This window comes from Bifidobacterium apri (assembly GCF_009299485.1).
GTDB classification, from domain to species: domain Bacteria; phylum Actinomycetota; class Actinomycetes; order Actinomycetales; family Bifidobacteriaceae; genus Bifidobacterium; species Bifidobacterium apri.
This window is the reverse complement of record NZ_WBSO01000012.1, coordinates 24355-49345: the sequence shown is the minus strand read 5'-3', so window position 1 is coordinate 49345 and position 24991 is coordinate 24355. Positions and strand designations below refer to the sequence as shown.

Annotated in this window: 11 protein-coding genes; 1 reads left to right on the top strand and 10 read right to left on the bottom strand. The window is 61.2% G+C overall.

Annotated elements, in window-relative coordinates; all coding sequences use genetic code 11:
• Window positions 1-40 precede the first annotated feature (40 nt).
• The 8 genes from DSM100238_RS07225 to DSM100238_RS07190 all read right to left on the bottom strand — a co-directional run bounded on the left by DSM100238_RS07225 (window position 41) and on the right by DSM100238_RS07190 (window position 16528).
• Complete coding sequence (locus DSM100238_RS07225) at window positions 41-1903, bottom strand: ribonuclease J (RefSeq protein ID WP_152356000.1); 1863 nt, start codon at window positions 1901-1903, stop codon at window positions 41-43.
• 60 nt (window positions 1904-1963) lie between these two features.
• On the bottom strand, window positions 1964-2869 hold the full coding sequence (gene dapA / locus DSM100238_RS07220; RefSeq protein WP_152355999.1) for a 4-hydroxy-tetrahydrodipicolinate synthase: 906 nt from the start codon (window positions 2867-2869) through the stop codon (window positions 1964-1966).
• A gap of 408 nt (window positions 2870-3277) precedes the next feature.
• Entirely contained in the window at window positions 3278-4246 is a 969-nt protein-coding gene (locus DSM100238_RS07215; RefSeq protein WP_152355998.1) for a hypothetical protein, read from the bottom strand.
• Between the two features lie 366 nt (window positions 4247-4612).
• Window positions 4613-5365 carry a 4-hydroxy-tetrahydrodipicolinate reductase gene (gene dapB, locus DSM100238_RS07210; RefSeq protein ID WP_152355997.1) on the bottom strand — a complete coding sequence of 251 codons (753 nt, stop codon included), beginning with the start codon at window positions 5363-5365 and terminating at the stop codon, window positions 4613-4615.
• A 161-nt stretch (window positions 5366-5526) separates the two neighbouring features.
• Entirely contained in the window at window positions 5527-6909 is a 1383-nt protein-coding gene (locus DSM100238_RS07205) for an MFS transporter (RefSeq protein ID WP_152355996.1), read from the bottom strand.
• Complete coding sequence (locus tag DSM100238_RS07200) at window positions 6910-7833, bottom strand: GNAT family N-acetyltransferase (protein WP_152355995.1); 924 nt, start codon at window positions 7831-7833, stop codon at window positions 6910-6912.
• 143 nt (window positions 7834-7976) lie between these two features.
• Window positions 7977-12125, bottom strand: a complete 4149-nt coding sequence (locus tag DSM100238_RS07195; protein WP_240812398.1) for an ATP-dependent DNA helicase — start codon at window positions 12123-12125, stop codon at window positions 7977-7979.
• Window positions 12122-16528, bottom strand: coding sequence for a PD-(D/E)XK nuclease family protein (locus tag DSM100238_RS07190; RefSeq protein WP_240812397.1), 4407 nt, complete (start codon window positions 16526-16528; stop codon window positions 12122-12124). The genes DSM100238_RS07195 and DSM100238_RS07190 overlap by 4 nt, the downstream gene beginning before the upstream one ends.
• Window positions 16529-16561: 33 nt before the next feature.
• On the opposite strand from DSM100238_RS07190, the gene DSM100238_RS09655 reads away from it, so the two are divergent.
• Window positions 16562-16819, top strand: a complete 258-nt coding sequence (locus DSM100238_RS09655; RefSeq protein ID WP_205730710.1) for a hypothetical protein — start codon at window positions 16562-16564, stop codon at window positions 16817-16819.
• Window positions 16820-17223: 404 nt separating this feature from the next.
• Here the strand turns inward: DSM100238_RS09655 and DSM100238_RS07180 are convergent, their stop codons facing one another.
• Both DSM100238_RS07180 and rpoB read right to left on the bottom strand, forming a co-directional pair.
• Window positions 17224-21324, bottom strand: coding sequence for a DNA-directed RNA polymerase subunit beta' (locus tag DSM100238_RS07180; protein ID WP_240812396.1), 4101 nt, complete (start codon window positions 21322-21324; stop codon window positions 17224-17226).
• 93 nt (window positions 21325-21417) lie between these two features.
• On the bottom strand, window positions 21418-24987 hold the full coding sequence (rpoB, locus tag DSM100238_RS07175) for a DNA-directed RNA polymerase subunit beta (RefSeq protein WP_152355994.1): 3570 nt from the start codon (window positions 24985-24987) through the stop codon (window positions 21418-21420).
• Window positions 24988-24991 lie beyond the last annotated feature (4 nt).

The following is a 24991-nucleotide window of genomic DNA, read 5'->3' as shown; positions in this document are numbered from 1 at the left end:
TGCGGCGCCTGAACACCTGACGGTTCAGAAGATGGACGGCTCAGCGCAGCGGATCGCTGTCATCGCGCTGGGCGATATCGGCGACCACCGGCACAATAACCGGCTTGCGGTGCAGCTGACGGGCGACCCAGCTGCCCAACGTGCGACGCATAATCTGCTGGAGCTTATACGTGTCACGAGTGCCCTGCATCATCGCGTCCTGCAACTGCTCGACAATCTGGTGACGGACCTTCTCGAATTCGCTTTCATCCTCCGCCACGGCGTTGAGATAAATCTTCGGGCCGGACAGCACATCCGCCGTATCGGTATTGACCACCACGAAGCTGGAAACGAAGCCCTCGGTGCCGAGGATACGACGCTTCTCAAGATCCTCATCGGTCAGTTCACCGACCGAATCACCGTCGACATACACATAGCCGCACGGCACGGAACCGACAACCGCCGCCTTGCCATGGTACAAATCAACGACATCGCCGTCTTCAGCGAGCACGACATTATCAGGCGCCACACCCGTCTTAACCGCGATCAAACCATTGGCGACCAGATGCCGGTTCTCACCGTGAATCGGCATCGCGCACTTCGGCTTGATGATGTTGTACAGGTACAACAACTCGCCTTCGTTCGCATGGCCGGACACGTGAACCGCCGCGTTATCCTTGTTCACAACGCGGGCGCCCAGCTGGACAAGCTTGTTGATCACGCGGTACACGCCGTTCTCGTTGCCCGGAATCAGGGAGCTGGCAAGAATGACCGTATCGAACTCGTTGACGGTGATATCACGGTGATTGCCGTCGGCGATGCGTCCGAGCGCCGCCATCGGCTCGCCCTGGGAACCCGTGCACATGTAGACGATCTTGTCGTCCTGGATGTCCTTGGCCTTCTTGAGATCGACAACCGTACCTTCAGGAATATGCAAATACCCCAAATCGGCTGCGATCGACATGTTGCGCACCATCGAACGGCCGACGAACACAACCTTGCGGCCATACTTGTGGGCGGCGTCAACAACCTGCTGCACACGATGCACATGGCTGGAGAAGCTGGCAACGATGATCTTGCGGGTCGCCTCAGCGAACACACGATCAAGCACCGGGCCGATCGTGGTCTCCGGGCGCACGAATCCGGGGACTTCCGCATTCGTGGAATCCATCATCAGCAGATCGATGCCCCGCTCGCCGAGCTTGCCGAATTCGACCAAATCAGTGATCTTATGGTCAAGCGGCAGCTGGTCAAGCTTAATGTCGCCCGTGTCAATCAGCGAGCCGGCAGGCGTGCGCACGCACACGGCGAGCGCGTCAGGAATCGAATGGGTCACCGTCACGAACTCAAGGTTGAACGGGCCAGCCTTGATCTTGTCACGGCCCTTGACCTCAATCATCGTCGGGTTGATGCGATGTTCCTTGCACTTGGCTTCCACAAAAGCCAGCGTCAGCTTGGATCCGATCAGCGGAATATCCGGACGCAGCTTGAGCAGGTACGGCACGCCGCCGATATGGTCTTCGTGACCATGGGTGAGCACCAACGCTTCGACCTTGTCGAGACGATCCTTGATGTAGTGGAAGTCAGGGAGAATCAGGTCAACACCCGGCTGCTCCTCTTCAGGGAACAGCACGCCGCAATCAATGAGCAGCAGATGGCCGTTATATTCGACCACATTCATGTTGCGGCCGATTTCGCCGAGACCTCCAAGCGGCACGATACGCATCGAGCCCTTGCGGTACTTCGGCGGAGCGATCAGCACGTCATCCTGCTGGGGGGCCGTGGCGAACTCCTGGGGACGCGATCCACGGCGCGTGGTCGTGCGGCCGGTGTTGCGAGCCGACGACGTGCGGGCGCGACGGCTGGTATTATGCTGGCCGCGCCTGCGGGAATTGCTCTTGTTCTGTTCTTGTTCTTTTGCCATTTCCTCGTTGGGTTTCTGTTACTTAGTGCCCATGCCTATGCACAGGCGAGGTAGTGCCCGTCACAGGAGGCCGGCGGCGCGCATGCCTTCGCGCGCGCGTTCGAACTCAGGTTCGCCCGGGCCGACATTCGGCAGACGCATCGTCGTGCAATCAAGCACGCCGCGAACCTTGAGCGCAGCTTTGGCCATAACCGCCTGGAATCCGGTGCCGTTGAGCGATTCGACCAGCGGGGAAAGCTGGACGGCGATCTTCTGCGCCGTGTGAATATCACCTTGATCGAACGCATTGGCCAGATCACGCATCGGACCGGCGGCGGCGTGGGCGATCACCGAAATGATGCCGACAGCGCCGACGGACAGGAACGGCAGGAACAAACCATCATCGCCGGAATACCAAGTCAAGCCGGTTTCCAAACGCTTGCGCACCGCACCTGCGATGTCGCCCGTGGCGTCCTTGACTGCTTTGACATGATCGAGCTCGGCCATACGGCGGTACGTTTCCAGCTGGATGTGTACGCCGGTACGACCCGGGACATCATAGATGATGATCGGCTTGTCCGCCGATTCGTTGACCGCCTGATAGTGACGGAAGATGCCCTCTTGCGAAGGGCGGGAATAGTACGGCGCCACCACGAGCACAGCGTCGCAGCCCGCCTCTTGCGTCTGCTCAACCATGCGTACGGTGTGCGCGGTGTCGTTCGAGCCGGCACCGGAGATAATCGGGACGTCGACCGCTTCCTTGACCGCGGTGACGAGCTCGACTTTCTCCTCCATGTGGGTGACCGGCGATTCGCCGGTTGTGCCGTTGACCACCAGACCATCGGCGCCATCCGCGACCAGCTGCTTGGCAAGCTTCTGGGCTGCTTCATAATCGATGGAACCGTCTGTTTTCATCGGCGTCACCATTGCGGGCAGAATACGCCCGAACGGGGCCGGATCAAGAAGATGCATGGTGGTATCACTCATACTTGGTAACCGTACCTCTGGGGCGGGACGCAGACCCCGTCGCATCCAAGCCCTTGCGGAAGGTTCCTGCGTGCCTAGTTTGTGAAGCCACACAAACTGGCTACGCAAACAGACTCACCAGCGTAACCAGTTTGCGAAACCACACAAACCAGCCACGCCTACAAGTCTCCCAGTGTAACCAGTTTGGGAAACTACACAAACCATCTACGCAAACAGACCCACCAGCATAACCAGTTTGAGACAACACACAAACTGGCTACGCCTGCAAGCCTCTCAACGTCACCAGTTTGGGAAACCACACAAACCAGCTACGCTTACAAGCCGCTTAACGTCACCAGTTTGGGAGAATACGCACGTGCGACACCAGCGTGGCTCTGCTCGTGCGACAACTACAACAGTAAATTAATGTCATCGAGCAGAATAGCGCGGAATACCTGCTTCTTTCAGCTTCTTGACCAACGCATCGCGCTCGACGACCTCATCATATGAAAACCGGACAATATGTGTGACACCGCACCTTTGTAAAGCAGCCTCACGCATCCTCTCCTGCTGCACCACTTCTCGGATACTTCGGTGTTCCGTCATCACCGGATTCACGTATTTTTCAGTACCGTCAAACTCCCCGACGACGATCTGCCCATCAGAAAGCCGCCACAGATAATCGACACGGTATCGGGCACCAGTGAGCGCATCGACGAATCCAGCCTGCAGCTCAGGTACGACGAAGCCCTCTTCGATCATCACCGCCCGACAATACGACTCGCCTCCATTTTCGCTGGCAGCATTGGCATGGCGCACAACCGGTACGACATTCTCATACATCGTATCCCAACGACGGCAAGCCTCAAGAACATTCTCACACGCCAGCCCCTGTCGCAACGCCGAATCGGCGACGGCAAGCGCTACCGGAAATTCATATTGGGATGCGCAGTTCAGAACTGTCGAAATTTTATCAAGCACAGTGACGCCATCCACGGCCTGTGTCTTCATCATTCCTTCAGGTATATATGTCCTTCTGACCTTGGCCATCGGACTGTAACTCTGCTGGAACGAACTGACTATCGTCACAGTGCCATCATGTATCTTCCACGAACCGTCCAGTCCATGGACAGCCGCCGCGACATTGCCACCGAAAATCCAATTGGGATGCCACGCTGCGAACCCCCGCGCGATATGCATGGTTCTTTCTTCAGGAGTCAGGCCATTCCAATATGACACGGGAATATATAGACCTCGTGCAGGGCGCAACAATTCTGCGTCATCGCCAAGAGCACGACGACGAAGAGCCGCATTCTCGGACCTGATGGTCGAAAACGCACAACGACGTTGTTCCAGCGCCTCATTCATCAGCTGGATGACACGATAATGGTTCCTCATGCCCCGAGCATATTCGGAACGAAAGGAACGTAGAAAGCAGACAGAATGAATGTGGATAAAAGATGACGTGGGCAACAGATGATGTGGATAACCGTTGCACACCGGCTTTCTATGCGACCAAACTACCAGAACGCCGACAGAACATTTCCGATACAAACCAGCTACGCCAACGAGCCTCCCTGCGTAACCAGTTTGAGGAACCGCACAAACTGGCTACCTCTACACCCCGCTCAGCGCAACCAGTTTGAGACAACACACAAACTGGCCACGCCTACACCCCACCCAGCGCAACCAGTTTGGGAAACTGCACAAACTGGCTACGCCTGCGAGCCTCCCAGCGTAACCAGTTTGAGATGGAGCGGGAGGTTAGAGGTTGAGGAAGTGGTCGAGACCGACCGTCAGCCCCGGATAGGTGCCGGATGCGATCTTGCGCACGGCGAGCAGAACGCCGGGCATGAAGGAGATACGGTCGAAACTGTCGGCGCGGATGGTCAGCTGCTCACCGGCATTGCCGAACAGCACCTCTTCGTGAGCGTTAAGCCCGCGCAGACGCACAGCATGCACATGAATGCCGTCCACCACTTGGCCACGCGAACCGCCATCGGTCTGCGTATTGTCCGGAACAGCGCCGAGACCAGCGTCCTGCCGAGCTTCGGCGATGGCGCGCGCAGTGTGGATTGCCGTGCCGGAAGGCGCGTCCACCTTGTTCGGATGATGCAGCTCAATCACTTCAGCGGATTCAAAATACGGGGCAGCGACTTTCGCGAAATAGTCCGCCAACACCGCAGAAATCGCGAAATTCGGGGCGATGAACACACTCTGGTTCTCGCGCGGTGCTTTGGCGAGCGCATCACGAACCTGATCGAGCTTCTCGTCGGTCCAACCGGTTGTACCGACAACCACGTTGACGCCTTGGGCGACCAACGCGAGCACGTTGTCCAACGACACAGACGGCACGGTGAATTCAACGACGACATCGGTGTTCTCCGGGGTGATGCGCGTCAAATCGTCACCGGCGTCAAGCGTAAGCGCGAGGCTCGTGTCTTGTGCCGCCTTCACCGCTTCGACCACGTGGGAACCCATGCGCCCTTTGGCGCCGACGATGGAAACCTTGATCATGTTCGCTCCTTGCTCCATCCTGGCGGTCCCGACACCACAGAAATCTACGAGACCGCCGAGGATGTGATTATGTCCCTTACGGATGCCTACACCTTAAAAAGGTAAAGAGACGCTTCGACCGTTGCGACCGTCCTGCGACTGCCCAGCGACTGTCTTGACCTTCAACCTTGCCCGTTCCTGCCGTCTTGACGGTTGCGACGGGACAGCCTCCACCCGAGCAGCGCAATCGGAACGGCGCACGCCGTGGCGATCCACGGGATCATGAGCCCGGCGTGAGGCCCTGCATGGTCAACGACCACGCCTGCGATGGTCGATCCGAGCGACGTGCCGACGGTTCCGGCGGTCGTCACCCACGACAGACCTTCGGTCAGCGAGCTTTCCGGCACGATGTCCTTGACGATGAGGTTGCCGGTCGCGAACAGCGGCGACACGCACAGACCGGCGAGGATTTCGAGGACGCCAAGCAGTATCAGATGGTCCATGCTCAGCCGGAACAGCACGTACCCGCAGGTCAGCAGGCAGAGGAACCCCACCATATGCGACCAGTTCGATCCCTTGAGTTTGCGCGTGCCGAAGATGATCGCGCCGATGCACGAGCCGAGCGCGAACATGGCAAGCTGCAGCCCGAGGAATTTTTCGATGCCGAGCGCCTTGTAGTCGGCTGTCATCGACACGTCGAACGCGTTGAAGCTGATGTTGAACACGATGAACACCGCCAGCAACGGCCCGATGCCCGGGTAGGTGAGCACGCTGCGATTGCCGTGACGCGTGGTTCGCAGGCCGCCACTGTCCAATGCAATAGCCGTGCCCTCGTCCTCACCGGTTTGCGTCCCACGGCTGGTGGCGCGCAGCACATCGGCGTCATCGGCGGGTGCCGGCGTGACATCCACCACTTCGATGACCGGCGGCGCGGTGTTGCGCAGCGAGAAGAACACCGCTCCCCCGATGCCGGCGGCGAGTGTCGGCACGAACAGTTGGGAAACCGGGCTGACCGATGTCGCAAGGAAGGCCGCGAGAATCGGCCCTAGGATGAACACGATTTCGTCGACTGCGGCTTCCAGCGCGTATGCGGTGTTCAGCAGCGAAGCGTCCGGGTTGCCGCGAAGCGCGTATGCCCAGCGCGTGCGCACGAGCGCGCCGATGGAGAATTGGCACAGGCCCATGAGCACAGCGAGAACGAAGAGTACGGCGATCGGGACGCGTGCCATGGCGGCGAACGCGAAGACCAGCATGCTGGTCACTTGCAGGGCGAGCACGGGGAATCCGACACGCCGCTGGCCAAGCCGGTCGAACAGGCGCGCGTAGAACGGGGTGACCGCCGAAACAGCGAGGATATAGACCGCGCTCATGGTTCCGGCGATCGTCCAGTTGTCATACAGGTGATTCAGCGCGAGCACAATGCCCAGACTCATCATCGAAATCGGCAGACGCGCCACCGCTCCGGAGATGCAGAAGGCCTTCGCACCGGGCAGGCGGAACAGCCGGGCGTACGGCGATCCCGCCCGCTCGGCGACAGCTGCGGCGCTTGACGGCGTCGTGGCCACTTACTCACCCCGTTTCGATTGCTGTTGCGCGACAGACGCTCCTGCACGCCGACGGTGCCGTACGGTACGGGACGGCTCGCCCGAATAAATGTACAAGTCGTTCATCCGCCCGTACATCTTCTCGACATGATCCTCCGGATGATCCGCGGCGATGCGTTTCGCATTGCATACCAGGCCTTGATGGTCGTAGAAGCCGACATCGCAGCTGTTATCCGTATGCAGGAAGTAGCGTTTGACGCCACGGTCCTGGAAATACGCCATCAGACGACGCCACAAGCCTCCGCCCACGCCGTGTCCTCGGGCTTTGGGCGACACGAGGAACAACCGCAATTCCGCTTGGGTGACTTTGCCGATCTGGCTGATGCGCTCGAGACGGTTCTCGGCGCGATGCCAGTACAAGGTTTCACGCAAGGCGATCGAACCGGTGTCGTCAGCGCGCAACCGGTCATCGATGCCGGCGAGCGTCTCCTGTGCGTGCGGATAGAGCGGTTGTTCACCGTCGACTTGGGCGAAGGTCAGACCGAGGACTTGTCCGTCGAGTTCGGCGACTTCCGCTCTCGTTGTGCCTTCGAGATAATGCATGACGAATCGTTTTGACACCATCTGCGACAATGGCCGACGCTGCGACAGCGGCTTGAATCCCCACGTCTGGTCGTATTCGTCGATGACTGCCGGAAGGTCGTTCGCCGCAAGCGGCCGATAGGTGACGCTGCTGCTTGGCGCGGCAATCGCGTCCGGCTTCACGAGCGCGGCAGGCTTCACGAGTGCGGCAGGCTCGGTTTGGCTTCGCGTCGTCGGCTGCGGGATGATGACCTGCGGCGAACGCTGATATGGCGTGTGGTTGCGGTGGTCGATGCGTGCATCTCCGGTATGATTCCGGTTCGATGCCTTGGCATGGTTGATATGGTCGCGGGTCGCGCCCATGATGTCTCCTCACTTTCGTTTCGAATCAACATCCGGCACGTGTGCCCGCCCACACATGCTGCTCGAGGGTCGCGGTCCCGCTGACATGACCGTTCACGGACGCGTTTTCCAGTCCTGAACCGCCACCCGCGCCCTCGCGCAGGTCAGTCGTTGTCAGATTCCTCGGGGATTCCGGAGCTCAGCTCGGCAAGGATATCCTGTTCTGTTTTTCCGCGCGCATGCAACTCGCGGTCAGCCTCTGTAGCCTCACTCAGATAGTACAAGGTGGCATCGATGGAGTCCAACGGAACGTTCTCAACCCGCGAAAGCAGCAGCCGGTACATGTCCAGTTGGGCGAGTTTCTCGTCGATATCACTCTGCTTGCTTGGTTTCCTGCCGGTTTTCCAGTCGACGATGGTGAACCGCTTCGTGTCATCGTGCGGATCGAGACCACCATAGAAAACCGCGTCGAGCTTGCCATGGACGATGATGTGATCCAGCTGCGGCACAGCAACGACGATCTGACGTTCAGCGGCTTGCGGTCGACGTTCCGCCCACCGGGAGGCGACCAACCGGCGTTCCCAAACAGCGAGCCGCTTGTCGACAGCGGTGACCGGTTGGCTGGCATCAGCGTATTGCCGCTCTCTGTCCTGCAACTCCTGAATCATGGCTTCACGCGAAACCATCGCGCCAGATGCGGGCATGTCTGTCACGTCATCTGTGATGGCGTCATCATTGAACGCGTTGATAAAGCGTTCAGCCCACGCGTGGAACACCGTTCCCGCTTCGGCGGTCGGCGAGGCGACATGCGGAATCGGGCGGATCATGCCGCGCCAGAATTCTTGCAGTTTGCGACGGTCGGTTTCCCCGCTTTGGGCTTGCAGCGAGGTGACCGAACGACGAGTGTTGGCCATCAGCCGTTGCGCGGTCTGTTCGACCTGCTTGTCCAGGTCGCGCTGATCGATCTTCAGCTGGTATTCCTGAGGTTGCAAGTCGATATCGTCGAGCAAAGCGCGCGTGCTGCGCGTCAACACACCGGTATCCTCGAGTTCTTGCGGCTTCATGGACTTGCCGCGTTCAGCGCAGATCCAGTCAAGCGCATGCTGTGCAGACTGGTCAAGATTGCGCCGGGTCTGCTCGCTCAACATGCCCGGCCACGGCAGATGTCCATCAGCATGGGTCAGTTCTTGCGGCGTTCGCCACGCCTGACCGACCACGGTGTCTTCGAATATGCGCGCATCATCACCGATGAAGAAGCCCTTGGGCAGATTCTCTCCCACCGATTCGAGCGTATGCGGCTGCCCGTCGTCGGCGTCCGTGTCCGGGTCCGCTTCAAGTTCTTGGCCGTCCGCCCACGATGGCAGCGCCACGACATCGAGCACGGCCCCCAGCGCCCCCGTGCGCGCATCATGGCTCATGGAATCGTACATTTCCTGCCAGAACACCGAGCCCGGGGTCACTTTGCCGCTTGAGGCGATCATGTCCGTCGTGCTGTATTTCGCCGCCGTGACCAGCACGTCGTGCTTGGCTCGCGTGACGGCGACATACGCCAAACGCCGCTCGTCCTCGTGCAGACGACGACCATACTCCTCACGCTGGGTGAGGAACAGCTTGTTCTTGTCGATGGTGTCCATGTCGTCCAACGGCAGATCGCGCCCGGTGCCGAACACTTCATCGGCAACAGTAAGCGTGTCGTCGAAAGCGTCGAGCGCTTCGACCGGGTCGCCGCCCACCGTCGCGTCGTGCGGGAATCGTGGCAGAATGTCGGCGTCGGCGCGCACGGGGGCAGGCACCATGTCGGCGCTGGTCAACCACGTATTGGCTTGCTCCGTGTATTCCGGTGGCTGCCATGGGGACGTATCCGATGGGCCGTCGGACGTGTCCTGGCTGTCATTTGCGCATTTGACGCTGAGATAGTCGCCTTGATTGCTTGGGAAGGTCGTCTCGTTGACATCGACGACGGCGACGGCGTCCCACTGCAAGCCTTTGGCCTGATGGATCGTCATGAGGATGACGTCAACCGGTTCTGTGGCGATTGCCGCGGTCGGGTCGTCCACCTTCTTCAGCGAATCGACCCACGTGATGAATCCGCGCAAGGTGACCTGTTTGCCTTGGGTGATTTCCTGGGTGTAGGTACCCACCAGTTCGATGATGGATTCGACCGGGGCGTGGGCGAGGGACGGATTGACCGGAACGTCCGGGAATGCGAACGCTTGGGCGAGCACCGTGTCGATGTCCAAGTCGAGTGCGCGTGCCGCTGCACGAACCACATGGTCGAGCGGCAAATCCATCGCCTTGCGCACTTCACGCAGGATACGCCCGGCGTGCAATACGGCGTCCACCGCCGTATCGCTCATCCCGCTGCCCGCCAGATCGTCTGCTGTTTGCGCTTGATCGACCACGTCGGACAGGTACACCAGATGCGGCAGCTGTTCACGATACTCACGCACCATGGCCGCCCGATCACGCGCGCGTTCCTCACCGGTCGCATATCCCGCTTGAACGAGTGCCTGATACCGCCGATCGGTATCACGCCGGTTGGCGAGCGCGGATAATGCGGTCAGATCGCTCGCTTCCATATGGAATCGTGGGGTTGCCAGCAGACGCATCAAGGATTGCGAGTCGGTCGGGTCGCTCACCACGTGCAGCAACGCGAGGATGTCGCGCACATCCGCGCGCTCCAACAGCGCGGAGTACCCGACCATTTGCACGCTCAGTCCCGCGCGGCGCAAGGCTTGGGCGTACTTGTCCATCCGCTGTTTGCTGCGGAACAGGATGGCGACATGCGGTCGTCTGCTGGCTTCAGTTGCAGGGTCGGCGCTGGCGTGACGCGCGATGGCGAGTTTTGCGAATCGCACGACCCCATCAATTTCCTGACCGAGGGTCTCGTATTCTTGGATGCCGATGGTGCCGAGTTCATCCCGATCGGGGGCGGGGTTCAGGGGAAGGACATCGACTTCGGCCATACGTGAACTGCTTGGCCTGCGATGAGGACGGCGCAGCCGCATGGTGAGGTTGTTGGCCATGCGGAGCACAGCGCGCGGGTTCCTGCGGCTGATGGTCATCGGGAAGGGTTGGTATCCGGGCTGTTCCAGGCCGAAGGCGCGTTGGAAGATGCGCAGGGCGCCCGGGCTGGCTCCGCGCCACGCGTAAATCGACTGGTAGGGGTCGCCGACGGCGGTCACCGCGGACCGGTCGGCGGTGGCGCCGGGTGCCGTGGCATGCGCTTCGGGGTGGAAGAGGGCGGCGATGAGTTCCGCTTGTGTGGTGGATGTGTCCTGATATTCGTCGAGCAGCACGTGCGTGTACCGGTTGCGGTATTGCTGTCCGATGGAGGGGAATCGTCTGACCAGTTGGTAGGCGGCGATGGTGAAATCGCTGAATTCCGCCATGCCCGACTCGCGTTTGGCCTGCTCGTAGGCTTCGGCCAGGTCCAGCAGGACGTTGCGCTGCCTGGTCACATCCCGCAGTTGTGCGCAGTGGAAGAGTGCGGAGTCGGCACGCAGGTTGCGTAATTTCTCCTGGTATTCCCTGACTTTGTTGCCGTAGGTTTCGTCACTGTCCTTTTTCAGCTGTTTGGGCGGTTTCGGAACGCTTTTCGCCAGTGGATCGCCCGCGGGAATCTGCACTCCGCGTTCTGCGGTATCGGCGCCGATGATGTGCTGCAGTCGGTCGATGAACGCGTCATCCCAATGCCGGACGCGACGCACCGCCTCGGCAAACGAATCGCAGTCCCCGCCGATCATGGCGCCGCTGATCGCATGCGACAGGTTGAGCAGACGGCCCACCAGCGTGGTGAACGCTCCTTGTTGCGTGCCGTCGGGAGTGTCGTTGTCGGCAGAATCCTCGGCCGATTCGGAGCCGTTGTCACCGTCGGTTTGTCCGACGGCGGCGAACAGTTGGTCGAGATGCGCGTCAACCACGTTGGAAGCCAATTGGAATGCCCCGGCATCGCTGAGCGGTTGCGTGTCCTGGTCGAAGCCGATGAGCAGGCCATATTGTCTGACAATCGACTGGAAGAACGCGTCATAGGTCATGACGGTGGGTTTGAGCAGCATACTGGTGCCGTTTGCCGCACCGCTGGAAACCCTGCTGGACAGTTCAGCGGCCGCTTTCTTCGTGAATGTCAAACCGAGGATGCGCTCCGACGGTACGCCTGAGGCGATGAGATGATTCACCCGCTCGGTCATCGTCGTTGTTTTTCCACTGCCCGCACCCGCGACGACGAGCACGTCATCGGCTTCGGACGCGTTGGCGACTTTCGCCTGTTCTTCACTCAAGTGGATGGTTGTGTCCATCTTCGCCCCACTCATGCTGTCCTCGTTTCAAACACGGTATCGATCTGGCCTGCGCACGCCGGGCAGATGCCACGATTGGTGCAATAGTTCAGATGCGTGCTCTGCGGATGCGCGACAATCCGTTCGGAGCGCACCGCAGCCCCCGCGTAGAACACGCGGGCGATCATCGCCAATGCCCACATGATCTGGGTATTCGCGGTCACACGGCTGAAATCCTCCCACAGCTCGTCGGATACGGTGTCGGGCTGGCTGATGTCCGCGTAATCGTACAAACGATCAGGACGGGGGTACCCCTTGCGCGGATGGAATGGTTCGGCGTTCATATGCCCGTCGCGGAACAGCGGCGGCTGGTAGAGGCTTTCCGGCGCGTAACTTGCAGCGGGGGTCTCAGCATCATGAACGTGGAAGAGGACACTTTGCGCAATCAGCGGCTGGCTGGCATCCCCGAGCCTGTCACCTTGCACCGGGAAAGCGAGTCCCAGCTGGTAGCACACCAGCTGCAAGTCGTTGAACACCCCTTTCGTGGCAGGCCTTGTACCGGTTTTGTAGTCCAGAAGCCTGATCTGCTCGCCATCGTCGGTGTGCCGGTGCTCCTCACGGTCGATGCGCCCGGTCAGACGAATAGCCAAGTCCTCACTCATGCCTTCGGGCCATCCGTCGACCATCGCGCCCATGATGGCGCTGATGTCCTTCACGGTCATCGGCACGTGGACAGACTGGATCCGGTTGTATGCCGCGGCGATGTCGTCAAGGGTGAACCTGGCGTCGAACTCTTTCTCACATTCCGCACGATCCAATACACCGGCAATGATGTTATCCTCCGGCTTGCGTTTATTGCCTTGGGGGTAGTCGTTATCGTTGGATTTGACGAAGTACGAAGCGATGTTCCCGAGCATCGTGGCCACCTGCGCGTCCTTGTACAGCAGCGTGTACCGGTCGGCGGGATTGTTGACGGTCGCCGGATCGACACGCAGCTGACGGTAGCGGGCAACCATCCGATCACGGATAGCAACGATGCGATCGTCCGCCGACATGTCGGCATGGTAGTCGGGATGGTCAAGCCCGGCTGCGCTGGCTTCCTGGGCGATCTGATGGACGATGGTGCCGATGCTCGCCTGCACGCCACCGGGGCGGGGACCGGCGAACTGGTGGTCCATCATCCAGCACACCGGGCACGCCCACAATCCATCCACCGAGGATGGAGACAATCTGACCTCGTTGGCCGGAGAGGGCGTGCCGTTTTCATGCGGTTCGCCGGCTGGTTGTGTTGCGGTTGCAGCAGCCGCTTCACCGTCGGGTTGCGGCATCACCGGTGCCGTGGTCAGGAAAGACCAGTTGCGCGGGTCGGCGGAGGAGACGCCGGCGTCATCAAGCAGTTGCAACGCATGGTACGCGTCTTCGCGGGCATGTCTCTCGCGGTCGCTGTCACCGCGGTTGCGCGCGAGCGTGATGCGTGCCGCCGCGACCAGTCCTCGCACGTCCGTGCACAGACCGGCGATATCCGGCGCGATGTGATGTTCCTCGCCGGTTTCGGGTGATGCGAATTGCTCAGCATCAGCCGTACCGGCAGGCTGATCGGTGTCAAAGCGTTCCGGCAGATAGCGCGCGAGAACATCGGATGGGATGAGATCATCCGATGCGACGGCGGACAGTGTCACGCGTTCGCTCGCGCGCGTCAGGGCGACCAGCAGGCTGCGCTGCTCACTATGCAGCACGGTGGTGAGCCGATCGTCGCGGTGAGACCCACGATTGATTGACGGGATGGTGCCGTGCAGTACAAGGTCGGCGAGATCCTCGCCCCCGAACATCGTGTTGCGCGGCACAAGATTCGGCCACACATCCTGTTGCACGGCGACAATCCACACCAGCGGCCAATGCCGTCCGCCGGAACCGGCTGGCGTGGTCAGGGTAATCGCCTGGTCGATGGGCGCGACTTTCGCCAGCGAATCCGCCTCAATACGCATCGAACGCACGATGCGGAAGAACGCGGTGATATCCCCCGCCCCGGAACCAGACGCGTAGTCGAACAGACGCATTGCCGTATCCAGCCGGTCATTGGCGGCACGGCCTTCCTGCGAGTTGATCAGCGCCGCGGTCTGCCAGGTGGTGGCGACGCGGCATTCGTTCCATGCTGCGTCCAGCACGTACACCGGGCTCGTGTCGGCGAGCTTGGCGATATGCGAGGCAATCGCCCCGACATTGCGCCACATCGTCGCGAATGCGCGGATATCCGCGTCATGACGGGAGACCGCACCAAGCATGTCCAGCATGACATCGGCATCCGTATCCGTGACGTCCCCATGCATCTGCCCGGTCATGTCCAGCGGATGCGAGCATGCGAGCAGCAGGTACATCGCATCCAGCGTGAGCGGGGATGCCGCCTCGTCAGCACCGGATTGGTCGACGTGTACTCCGGATTCGCCGTCAAAGTCGCCATCCGGTTGTTGCGCATGGTCTCCGGCGGGGGTGTCCTGCGCTTGAAGCAGCGCCGATTGCAGGCTCTTCCACCGCTGTTGCAATACGAGCAGGGCAGCATCGTGATGCTGGCCGTCAGCAGCAGCATCCCCGGCATGAGCATCAGTCTGCTGACGAATGACTGTGGACAACGAAACCAGCGATTGCATAGCCGATTCCACCGGTTCGATACGTGCCGGAGATTGTTCCCTCCCCCGCCGTGCGGTGATCAACGGTGAGCCCATTACCATGCGTACACGTGAGCGAATGAACGCGGCAAGCCTGGCGATATCGTCCTGTCCGGGGCCGGTGGCTTCCGAGTCGGGCACCCCCACGAATCGCGCATCATGGACGGCATCGGCCCCGCGCAGACGCACTTGGGCAAGTTCGATCAACGCGAACAGCCCTTGGACAAAAGGCTCGTCCTTCAACGGTTTGGTCACCGACGAATACCGCACCGGCACACCGTCACGCCGCAACCGCTCGCCGAATGCCCGCACGGTCGCGTTGTCATGCGCGATGACCGCCATATCGTTCCACGCACGCCCATGGTTGAGATGATCGGCTTTGATGGCGGCGACCACCGTTTCGAGCTCCTCGTTCGGTGAAGCATAGAGCCGGGTACTTACGCTGCCGTCACGCGTGCGGTCAATCGTGTTTCCGTCCACCCCTTGCTCGTTGATGGATGCGATCGGATAGCTTCCAGGTATCACCGCCGTTTTCCATGGACGCTCCGGAATCGACAGATCGAACTGTTCATCTGAAGCGATGTCAAGGCTGACCCGCGAGACGACCAAGTTGCGATATCCGTCCTGCGCAGGCTTGTCCAGCGCGCCCACGGCAGCGTGGAATGCGCCGTCTGAAGCCAGCAGACGCCTCAAGGCATATTCCGGGTGCGATCCGCGGAATGCCTGCACGGATTCATCCGGGTCATCCACCACCAGCAACCGCGTACCTGCCGTAACCGCCTGCTCGAGGAATGCGAGACCGGCAAGCGTCAGATCCTGCGCGTCGTCAACCACAATAAGCTCGGGAAAGCTCGTCTTATCCAGCACAGGCACCGCCAACGCGCCTTCGACCAGCAGCATGGACGGGTCGAGCCGGTACTGGCCCTGATAATTGCGTTCAATCGCCGCAGCATATTCCTGCCGCAGTGCGAAAGCCAGTCGCCACTGCACATCAAGCCGTCGTGCCTGCGGGCTCATCCCCGCGCCTGAAGTGCCGGTCGCACCGGCGATCGAATGCAGACGCCCGATCAACGGCTGTTCATCCTGCGTGCGCAGCCCGAGTTCGTTGATGCGCGAGATGATATCGCGCAGCTGAATGATGAACGCGTCGCTGATGCCTTTGGTGAACATCGCAAGCGATGTGGATTCCGACGCCGGACGCCCAGATACCTCGCTCGTGGAAGCGGCGGCGCGCACGCCCTCCTGCGGCACAGGATCGCAGATCATATCCGACCAAGCGTCTTGGGCGAAGTACTCGCGCAGCAGCGCGCATATGGGGCATTCGTCGCCGCTGCGGGCGTGGCGGATATGCTCAGCGACCACGGTACGCAACAACGCGTCTTGTTCGGCGCCGTTGAGCAGTCTCGGCAACGCTTTGCCCTGTGCCGACCGTACGGCGGTGATCGCCCTGAACGCCAGCGCTGACATGGTTGTCACCGGTCGGGCTTGGGAAACAGCTCCGAGTTCGCGAATCGCCTTATTGCCCAGCGCATCCGCCGCGACTCGACCTGATACGGTCATGACCGCGCGCGTGTCCCCGAACGCGCGGATGCCGTCGAGCAACGTATGGTAGGCGAACGGTGTTTTGCCGCTGCACGGCGCACCCAAAACCACCAACGTCCGGGTAGGTTCCCCGGCCCCGTTCGTCAATGTGCCGGCAAGCAACGCTTGAGCCAAGCCGTCGCAAGGCCGTTCAACTCCGTTGTCGCCGCCGAATATCGTGCCGCTTCGCATCATTGATGTACCTCCCGTGGAATCCATCATATGCGAATGGCACGTCGAGATTCCGTGTCGTCATCCCGCCCGGTGACACACGGGTATCGGCCCTTCCTTCCCACGCCGGCGCCATGCGGCGATAAGCAGGATCAGCCAACCGGCGGCGAGCGCCCCGAAGCCGATACCGAGGCCGCACAGCCGCGCCAGCATGGCGTTCGGCGTGTCGTACGCCGTATGGTCAGGCCGGTTTGGTATTCGGTGTCCGCGCACCAAGAGGCGGTGCGTGTTGACCCCGTACGGAAAACTCACTGAAAACATGGCGCTGTCAAGCACAGTGTTGTGGCCAGATGTTGTGCAACACGATGTTATGAACCACGATGTCTGAGCCACCATGTGTGAAGCACGATACTGTGCAACGGAGAACCAGGAATCAATCCTGCCGTATCCGGCATGGCAGCACCGCATACCCCGCACACCTCGGTTCGCTATGCATGTCATGGCTTGATTGCATATGCCGTTGATTGATTGTGCACAGCCTGTCCCCCACACCCTCGTGAGTCAAGCTGCGAACGGTGACAGCGATGCCCGGCATACTCCACACCTTCCGGCGGTAGCAGCTTGCGGCAGTACGGCGTACATACCAGTCGAGCCGGGTGACTGTGTTTCCACAGCCGCCCGGCTCGACTCAATCGCGCAAGGAGCGGAACTCAGACCGGTCAGGCCTGCTGTCCGTCGTCCTCAGCGGTATCCGACGTATCGGTGCCATCGGATGCATCTCCAGCGTCGCCTTCGATGTTCTCCTGACCGCCTTGGTCATCCAAGAAATCGTCAGGATTGAAGTCGTCAACGCTGAAATCATCAGGGTTGAAATCCTGCCCAAGCTTCATATCGCCGAATTCGAGGCCGGACAGATCCATATCGTCGTTCTCATCGCCGAAGTCGAGCGGAGCGTCGGTATCGCCGCCCAGTCCGAAGTTCGGGTAGATCGTGTCGCGGATCGCCTTGTCGGGTTCGACCGTCGCGTTGCGGTAACGCGCCAAGCCGGTACCGGCCGGGATCAGCTTGCCGATGATCACGTTCTCCTTGAGGCCCTTGAGATCGTCTTCCTTCTCATTCAAGGCGGCTTCGGTGAGCACGCGCGTGGTCTCCTGGAAGGATGCGGCAGACAGCCACGAATCGGTCGCGAGCGAAGCCTTGGTGATACCCATGAGCTCCGGACGGCCGGCGGCGGGCTTGCCACCGTTCTTGACGGTCTGCTTGTTGATCTCCTGGAACTTCTGGCGGTCGACAAGCTCACCGGGCAGCAGCGCGGTGTCGCCCGCGTCAAGCACGGTCACGCGATGCAGCATCTGGTGCACGATGACTTCGATGTGCTTGTCGTGGATATCCACGCCCTGGGAGCGGTACACGTTGTGCACTTCCTCCACGATGTTGACCTGGGCGGCACGCGGACCGAGGATGCGAAGAATCTTCTTCGGATCGACGGAGCCTTCGCACAGCTGGGTGCCGGCGGCGACATGGTCGCCGTCCTTGACCATCAGCGGCGCACGACGTGACACCGGGTACACGATCGGCTCAACGCCCTCGTCGTCAGGAGACAGCGTGACCTGGCGGCCGCGATCGGTGTCCTGCACCTTGACGGTGCCGGCATAATCCGTAATCGGGGCCTCGCCCTTAGGCGTACGGGCTTCGAACAACTCGGTGACACGCGGAAGACCCTGCGTGATATCGGAAGCCGAAGCGACACCGCCGGAGTGGAAGGAACGCAGCGTCAGCTGGGTACCAGGCTCGCCGATGGACTGGGCCGCGACGATACCCACAGCCTCGCCGACATCGACCAGCGTGTTGGTGGCCAGCGACCAGCCGTAGCACTTCGCGCACACGCCACGCTTGGATTCGCAGGTGAGCACGGACCGTGCCTTGACTTCCTCCACACCGTGGGCGACCATGTCGCGCAGCACATCCATGGACATGGCCTCGTCACGCTTGTACAGCACTTCGCCGGTCTTCGGGTCGAGGACGTCCTCAGCGAGCAGACGCGAGTACGGACCGCCGTCAGCCGCCTTGACGAGGACGAGGTTGCCGTTCTCGTCGCGCTCGGCGACCTTCATGACCAGGCCGTGCTTGGTGCCGCAATCCTCTTCGCGCACGATGACTTCCTGCGCGACATCGACCAGACGACGGGTGAGGTAACCGGATTCTGCGGTACGCAGTGCGGTATCTGCCAGGCCCTTGCGCGCGCCGTGCTGCGAGATGAAGTACTCGAGCACGGACAGGCCCTCACGGTAGTTGGACTTGACAGGACGCGGGATGATCTCGCCCTTCGGGTTAGCCACGAGGCCTCGCATACCAGCAATCTGGCGGATCTGCATCCAGTTGCCTCGTGCACCGGACTGGACCATGATGTTCACATTGTTGTCATCATGGAAGTTGTCGCGCATGGCTTCTGCAACCTTGTCGGTGCATTCCGTCCACAGGTTGATCAGCTCCTGGCGGCGTTCTTCGTCGGTCAACAGACCAAGGTCGAACTGGGAGTTGACCTTCGCGGCCTGGCCTTCGTAATCCTTGATGATCGGTTCGCGATCCGGCGGCTCGACGATGTCGGAGAACGCCATCGTCACACCTGACCACGGTGCGCGGGTGAAGCCGAGGTCCTTGAGCGCGTCAAGGGAAGCGGCGACCTGCTGGGTGGAGTAGCGCGTGGCGATATCATCGACGATCTTGGCGAGACGGCCCTTCGGAACCTGCTCGTTGATGAACGGGTAGTCCACCGGCAGGGTTCCGTTGAACAGGATGCGCCCGTAGGAGGTGGCGAACAGGTAGGTGCCGTCGGAGAAACGCTCTTCCTTGACGACATCCGGGCTGCCCGGCTCCGGATCGGTGACCTTGAGCTCGCCCGGCTTCCAATCTGCCGGCAGCACAAAGTCCTTCGGCATACGGATCAGCACCTTGGCCTGCATGTCGATGTCATGCTTGTCGAGAGCCATGATGACCTCGTCCAGGGAGCCGAACACGCGGCCCTGGCCCTTGGCGCCCTCAACCACGGTCGTCAAGTAGTACAGACCGAGGATCATGTCCTGGCTCGGCATGGTGACGGTGTGGCCGTCCGCCGGCTTCAGGATGTTGTCGGATGCCATCATCAGCGTGCGGGCTTCAGCCTGTGCCTCAGCGCTCAACGGAAGGTGGATTGCCATCTGGTCGCCATCGAAGTCCGCGTTGAATGCGGCGCATGCGAGCGGCGGCAGGTGGATGGCCTTGCCTTCGACGAGGATCGGCTCGAAAGCCTGAATACCCAGACGGTGCAGCGTAGGCGCACGGTTGAGGAGCACAGGATGCTCGGAGATGACCTCTTCGAGCACGCCCCACACCGCCGGATCGGCACGATCGACCAGATGCTTCGCGCTCTTCATGTTCTGCGCGTAGTTGAGGTCCACCAGACGCTTGATGACGAAGGGCTTGAACAATTCGAGCGCCATCGGCTTCGGCAGACCGCACTGATGCATGCGCAGGCTCGGGCCGACGACGATCACGGAACGGCCGGAGTAATCCACACGCTTGCCGAGCAGGTTCTGACGGAAACGACCCTGCTTGCCCTTGAGCATATCGGCCAAGGACTTCAGCGGGCGGTTCGAAGCGCCGGTGACCGGACGGCCACGACGGCCGTTGTCGAACAGGGAGTCAACCGCTTCCTGGAGCATGCGCTTCTCGTTGTTGAGCATGATCTCCGGAGCGCCCAGCTCGATGAGTCGCTTCAGACGGTTGTTGCGGTTGATCACTCGGCGGTACAGGTCGTTGAGATCGGAGGTCGCGAAACGGCCGCCGTCCAGCTGGACCATCGGGCGCAGATCCGGCGGAATGACCGGGATCACGTCGAGCACCATTGCCTCCGGCTTGTTGTCGGTGGTCAGGAAGGCGTTGACGACCTTCAGACGCTTGAGCGCACGGGCCTTACGCTGGCCGGTGCCCTTGTCGATCTCTTCGCGCAGCTCTTCAGCGGCGGCCTTCAGATCGAAGTCCTGCAGGCGCTTCTTGATGGCTTCGGCGCCCATGCAGCCGTCGAAGTAATCACCATAGCGATCCTTCATTTCGCGCCACAGGTCGACGTCGCCTTCCATATCGCCGGGCTTCAGGGTCTTGAACCGGTCGAACACGGCGGTCAGACGCTGGATCTGGTCGTCGAAGCGCTGGCGGATCGACGCCATATCGCGTTCGGCGCCGCTACGCAGCTTGGCGCGGGCGCTGCCCTTGGCTTCGCCGGCCTCTTCGAGAGCGTGCAGATCCTCTTCCACCTTCTTGGCGCGCGCTTCGATTTCGCTGTTGCGACGACGCTCAAGGTTGGCGATTTCGTTGTCGAACTCTTCCTGCAGGTCCGGCAGATCCTGATGGCGCTGCTCCTCATTCACCTCGGTCACCATGTAGGCGGCGAAGTAGATGACCTTCTCCAGGTCCTTCGGAGCAATGTCCAGCAGGTAGCCCAGACGGCTCGGAACACCCTTGAAATACCAGATGTGGGTGACCGGGGCTGCCAGTTCGATGTGTCCCATGCGTTCGCGGCGCACGCGGGAGCGGGTGACTTCCACGCCGCAGCGTTCGCACACGATGCCCTTGAAGCGCACGCGCTTGTACTTGCCGCACGCGCACTCCCAGTCGCGGGTCGGGCCGAAGATCTGCTCGCCGAACAGACCGTCCTTCTCGGGCTTCAGGGTACGGTAGTTGATGGTTTCAGGCTTCTTGACCTCGCCATAGCTCCAGCCGCGGATGTCGTCGGCGGTGGCCATGCCAATGCGAAGCTTGTCAAATGCGTTGACGTCCAGCACTCTTGATTCCTGTCTTTGAAATTGTTTCCATCACGTTTGCGGGAGCCGCCTGCTCCCGGCCCGCCTTCGAGCCGGGAGCTGACGGCTGTGTCGTCACTTGTACTCGGGCTCTTGTGCGGCCTGGTCCTCCTTGGCGGAGGCGTCCGGGCGGGCACCGATGTTGAAGCCGAGATCGTTCGAGTTGGAAGCCGGGTCGTCGTCTTCCTCACGCATGTCGATCGCCTGACCGTCTGCGTTCAGTACCTCGACGTTCAGGGCGAGCGACTGCATTTCCTTGAGCAGCACCTTGAAGGACTCCGGGATGCCTGCCGGCGGCAGGTTCTCGCCCTTCACGATGGCTCCATAGGCGCGGACGCGACCGTCGACATCGTCGGACTTGGTGGTCATCATCTCGTGCAGCGTGTAGGCGGCTCCGTAAGCTTCGAGCGCCCATACCTCCATCTCGCCGAAACGCTGGCCGCCGAACTGGGCCTTGCCGCCCAACGGCTGCTGCGTGATCATCGAGTACGGGCCGGTGGAACGCGCGTGGATCTTGTCGTCGACCAGGTGGTGGAGCTTGAGCATGTACATGTAGCCCACGGAGATCGGCTTCGGGAACGGCTCGCCGGTGCGGCCGTCGAACAGCTGCGCCTTGCCGTCCTCGCCCACGAGCTTGTTGCCGTCCTTGTCCGGCAGCGTGCACTTGAGCAGTCCCTTGAGGGTGTCCGGGCGGACACCGTCGAAGACCGGGGTCGCGACCGGAGTTCCCGGAGCGCCCTTCTCTGCACCTTGCGGCACGTACTTCTTCCAAGCGGCTTCGACATCCGGGTCGATGCTGATATCCCAGCCGGCATGGGCGATCCACCCGAGGTGGAGCTCCAGCACCTGGCCGAGGTTCATTCGGCTCGGCACGCCCAGCGGGTTGAGCATGATGTCGATCGGGGTGCCGTCAGCCATGAACGGCATATCCTCTTCCGGAAGGATCCGGGAGATGACGCCCTTGTTGCCGTGGCGGCCGGACAGCTTGTCGCCCTGCGTGATCTTGCGGTGCTGCGCGATGTACACGCGAATCATCTGGTTGACACCGTTCGGCAGTTCGTCGCCGTCTTCTTCGGCGTCTTCGCGGGTGATTTCCTTGACCGCGATGACCGTGCCGGTTTCGCCGTGGGGCACGCGCAGCGACGTGTCACGCACTTCGCGGCTCTTCTCGCCGAAGATGGCGCGAAGCAGGCGTTCTTCCGGAGTCAGCTCGGTTTCGCCCTTCGGCGTGACCTTGCCGACGAGGATGTCGCCGGCTTCGACTTCGGCGCCGATGCGGATGATGCCTCGCTCGTCGAGGTTCGCGATCGCGTCCTCGCCGACATTCGGCAGGTCGCGGGTGATTTCCTCAGCGCCGAGCTTGGTTTCGCGGGCGTCGATCTCGTATTCCTCGATGTGGATCGAGGACAGGGTGTCGTCGCGAACCAGACGCTGGGAGATGATCACAGCGTCCTCGTAGTTGTAGCCGTTCCAAGGCATGAACGCGATGAGCAGGTTCTTTCCGAGCGCCAGATCGCCCTTTTCGGTGGCCGGGCCGTCAGCGAGGACGGTGCCCTTCTCCACACGCTCGCCATGCTTGACGAGCGGGACCTGGTTGTAGCAGGTCGTCTGGTTGGAACGCTGGAACTTGGCGAGCTTGTAGCTGGACTGCGTGCCGTCGTCGTTCATCGTGCGGATGATGTCGGCGGACACGTAGGTGACCACGCCGTCCTTCTCGGCGAGAATCACATCGCCGGAATCAACGGCTGCACGCCATTCAGAGCCGGTGCCCACAAGCGGGCGCTCGGACTTGACCAGCGGGACCGCCTGACGCTGCATGTTGGTACCCATCAGCGCTCGGTGGCCTTCATCGTGCTCGAGGAACGGGATCAGGGAGGCGCCGACCGACACCATCTGACGCGGGGAGACATCCATGTAGTCGACCATCTCGACCGGGACATCTTCCGCCTCGCCCTGCGCGTCACGCACGAGGGCTTCCTTGGACACGAAGTTGCCGTTCTCGTCAAGCTCCTGGTTGGCCTGCGCGATGACGTGTTCGGCTTCGCGGTCTGCGGTCATGTAGACGACCTCGTCGGTCACGTGGCCGTTGACGACCTTGCGGTACGGGGTCTCGATGAAGCCGAAGGGGTTGATCCGGCCGAAGGTTGCCAGCGAGCCGATCAGGCCGATGTTCGGGCCTTCAGGGGATTCGATCGGGCACATACGACCGAAGTGGGACGGGTGCACGTCTCGCACTTCCATGGACGCGCGATCACGCGACAGGCCACCGGGGCCGAGGGCGGACAGACGACGCTTGTTGGTCACGCCTGCCAGCGGGTTGTTCTGATCCATGAACTGGGACAGCTGGGATGTGCCGAAGAACTCCTTGATGGTCGCGTTGACCGGGCGGATGTTGATCAGCGACTGCGGGGTGATGGCCTCGGCGTCCTGCGTGGTCATGCGTTCGCGCACGACACGCTCCATACGGCTCAGGCCGGTGCGCAGCTGGTTCTGGATCAGCTCGCCGACCTGGCGGATACGACGGTTGCCGAAGTGGTCGATATCGTCGACGTCCACGCGCAGGTCGACCGGCTCGCCGTCGCGCATGCCCGGGAAGGTCTTGGCGCCGGAGTGCAAGGTCACCAGATACTTGATGGTGGCGATGATGTCTTCGCGGCTCAGGCTGCGGTCGTTGTAGTCGCGCTCGAGACCCAGCTTGCGGTTGATCTTGTAGCGGCCGACGCGCGCCAAATCGTAGCGCTTGGTGTTGAAGTAGAAGGAATCGAGCAGGTTCTTGCCCGCTTCAGGGGTCGGGGTGTCCGCAGGGCGAATCTTGCGGTACAGATCCACCAGCGCCTCGTCCTGCGTGTTGATCGAAGTCTCCTTCGCCAGCGCATCGATCACGAGCGGATAATCCTTGAAGGATTCGGCGATTTCCTGCTTGGTCATGCCGATGGCCATCAGGAACACGATTGCGGACTGCTTACGCTTGCGGTCCACGCGCACGCCGAGGACGTCGCGCTTGTCGATTTCGAACTCGAGCCATGCGCCGCGGCTCGGGATGATCTTCGCGCCGAAGACTTCCTTGTCGGAGGTGCGGTCCTGCTGGCGGTCGAAATACACGCCCGGGGAGCGCACGAGCTGCGACACGATGACGCGCTCGGTGCCGCCGATGATGAAGGTGCCGTGCGGGGTCTGGAGCGGGAAATCGCCCATGAAGACGGTCTGGCTCTTGATCTCGCCGGTGTCGCCGTTTTCGAATTCGGCGTTCACATACAGCGGTGCAGAATAGGTGTAATCCTTCTCCTTGCACTCCTGGACCGTGTGACGCGGTTCCTCGAAGTAGGGGTCGGAGAAGGTCAGGCTCATGGTCTGGGCGAAGTTCTCAATCGGTGAGATCTCCTGGAAGACTTCGTCGAGGCCGGAGACGTGCGGGACGGTGTTCGTGCCGTTCTGTTCGTCTTCCTCGACGCGCTTCTTCCAACGCTCGTTGCCGATCAGCCAATCGAAGCTGTCGGTCTGCACGCCCAGCAGGTAGGGCACATCGATGGGCTCACGGATGGAGCCGAAATTCACGCGATCCGACGCCTTGTGCAGTTTGATGTCATGCTCGTCGGCACGTGCGATGACTTTGGTGGTGTTCGTCGTAGCTTGTTCAGCAGCCAATGGA

Coding starts and splice junctions, on each gene's coding strand:
- dapB (WP_152355997.1), bottom strand. CDS start 5,365: ATGATCAAGGTTTCCATCGTCGGCGCCAAAGGGCGCATGGGTTCCCAC.
- DSM100238_RS07190 (WP_240812397.1), bottom strand. CDS start 16,528: ATGATGCGAAGCGGCACGATATTCGGCGGCGACAACGGAGTTGAACGG.
- DSM100238_RS07225 (WP_152356000.1), bottom strand. CDS start 1,903: ATGGCAAAAGAACAAGAACAGAACAAGAGCAATTCCCGCAGGCGCGGC.
- DSM100238_RS07195 (WP_240812398.1), bottom strand. CDS start 12,125: ATGAGTGGGGCGAAGATGGACACAACCATCCACTTGAGTGAAGAACAG.
- DSM100238_RS07200 (WP_152355995.1), bottom strand. CDS start 7,833: ATGGGCGCGACCCGCGACCATATCAACCATGCCAAGGCATCGAACCGG.
- DSM100238_RS07215 (WP_152355998.1), bottom strand. CDS start 4,246: ATGAGGAACCATTATCGTGTCATCCAGCTGATGAATGAGGCGCTGGAA.
- dapA (WP_152355999.1), bottom strand. CDS start 2,869: ATGAGTGATACCACCATGCATCTTCTTGATCCGGCCCCGTTCGGGCGT.
- DSM100238_RS09655 (WP_205730710.1), top strand. CDS start 16,562: ATGGCACGTCGAGATTCCGTGTCGTCATCCCGCCCGGTGACACACGGG.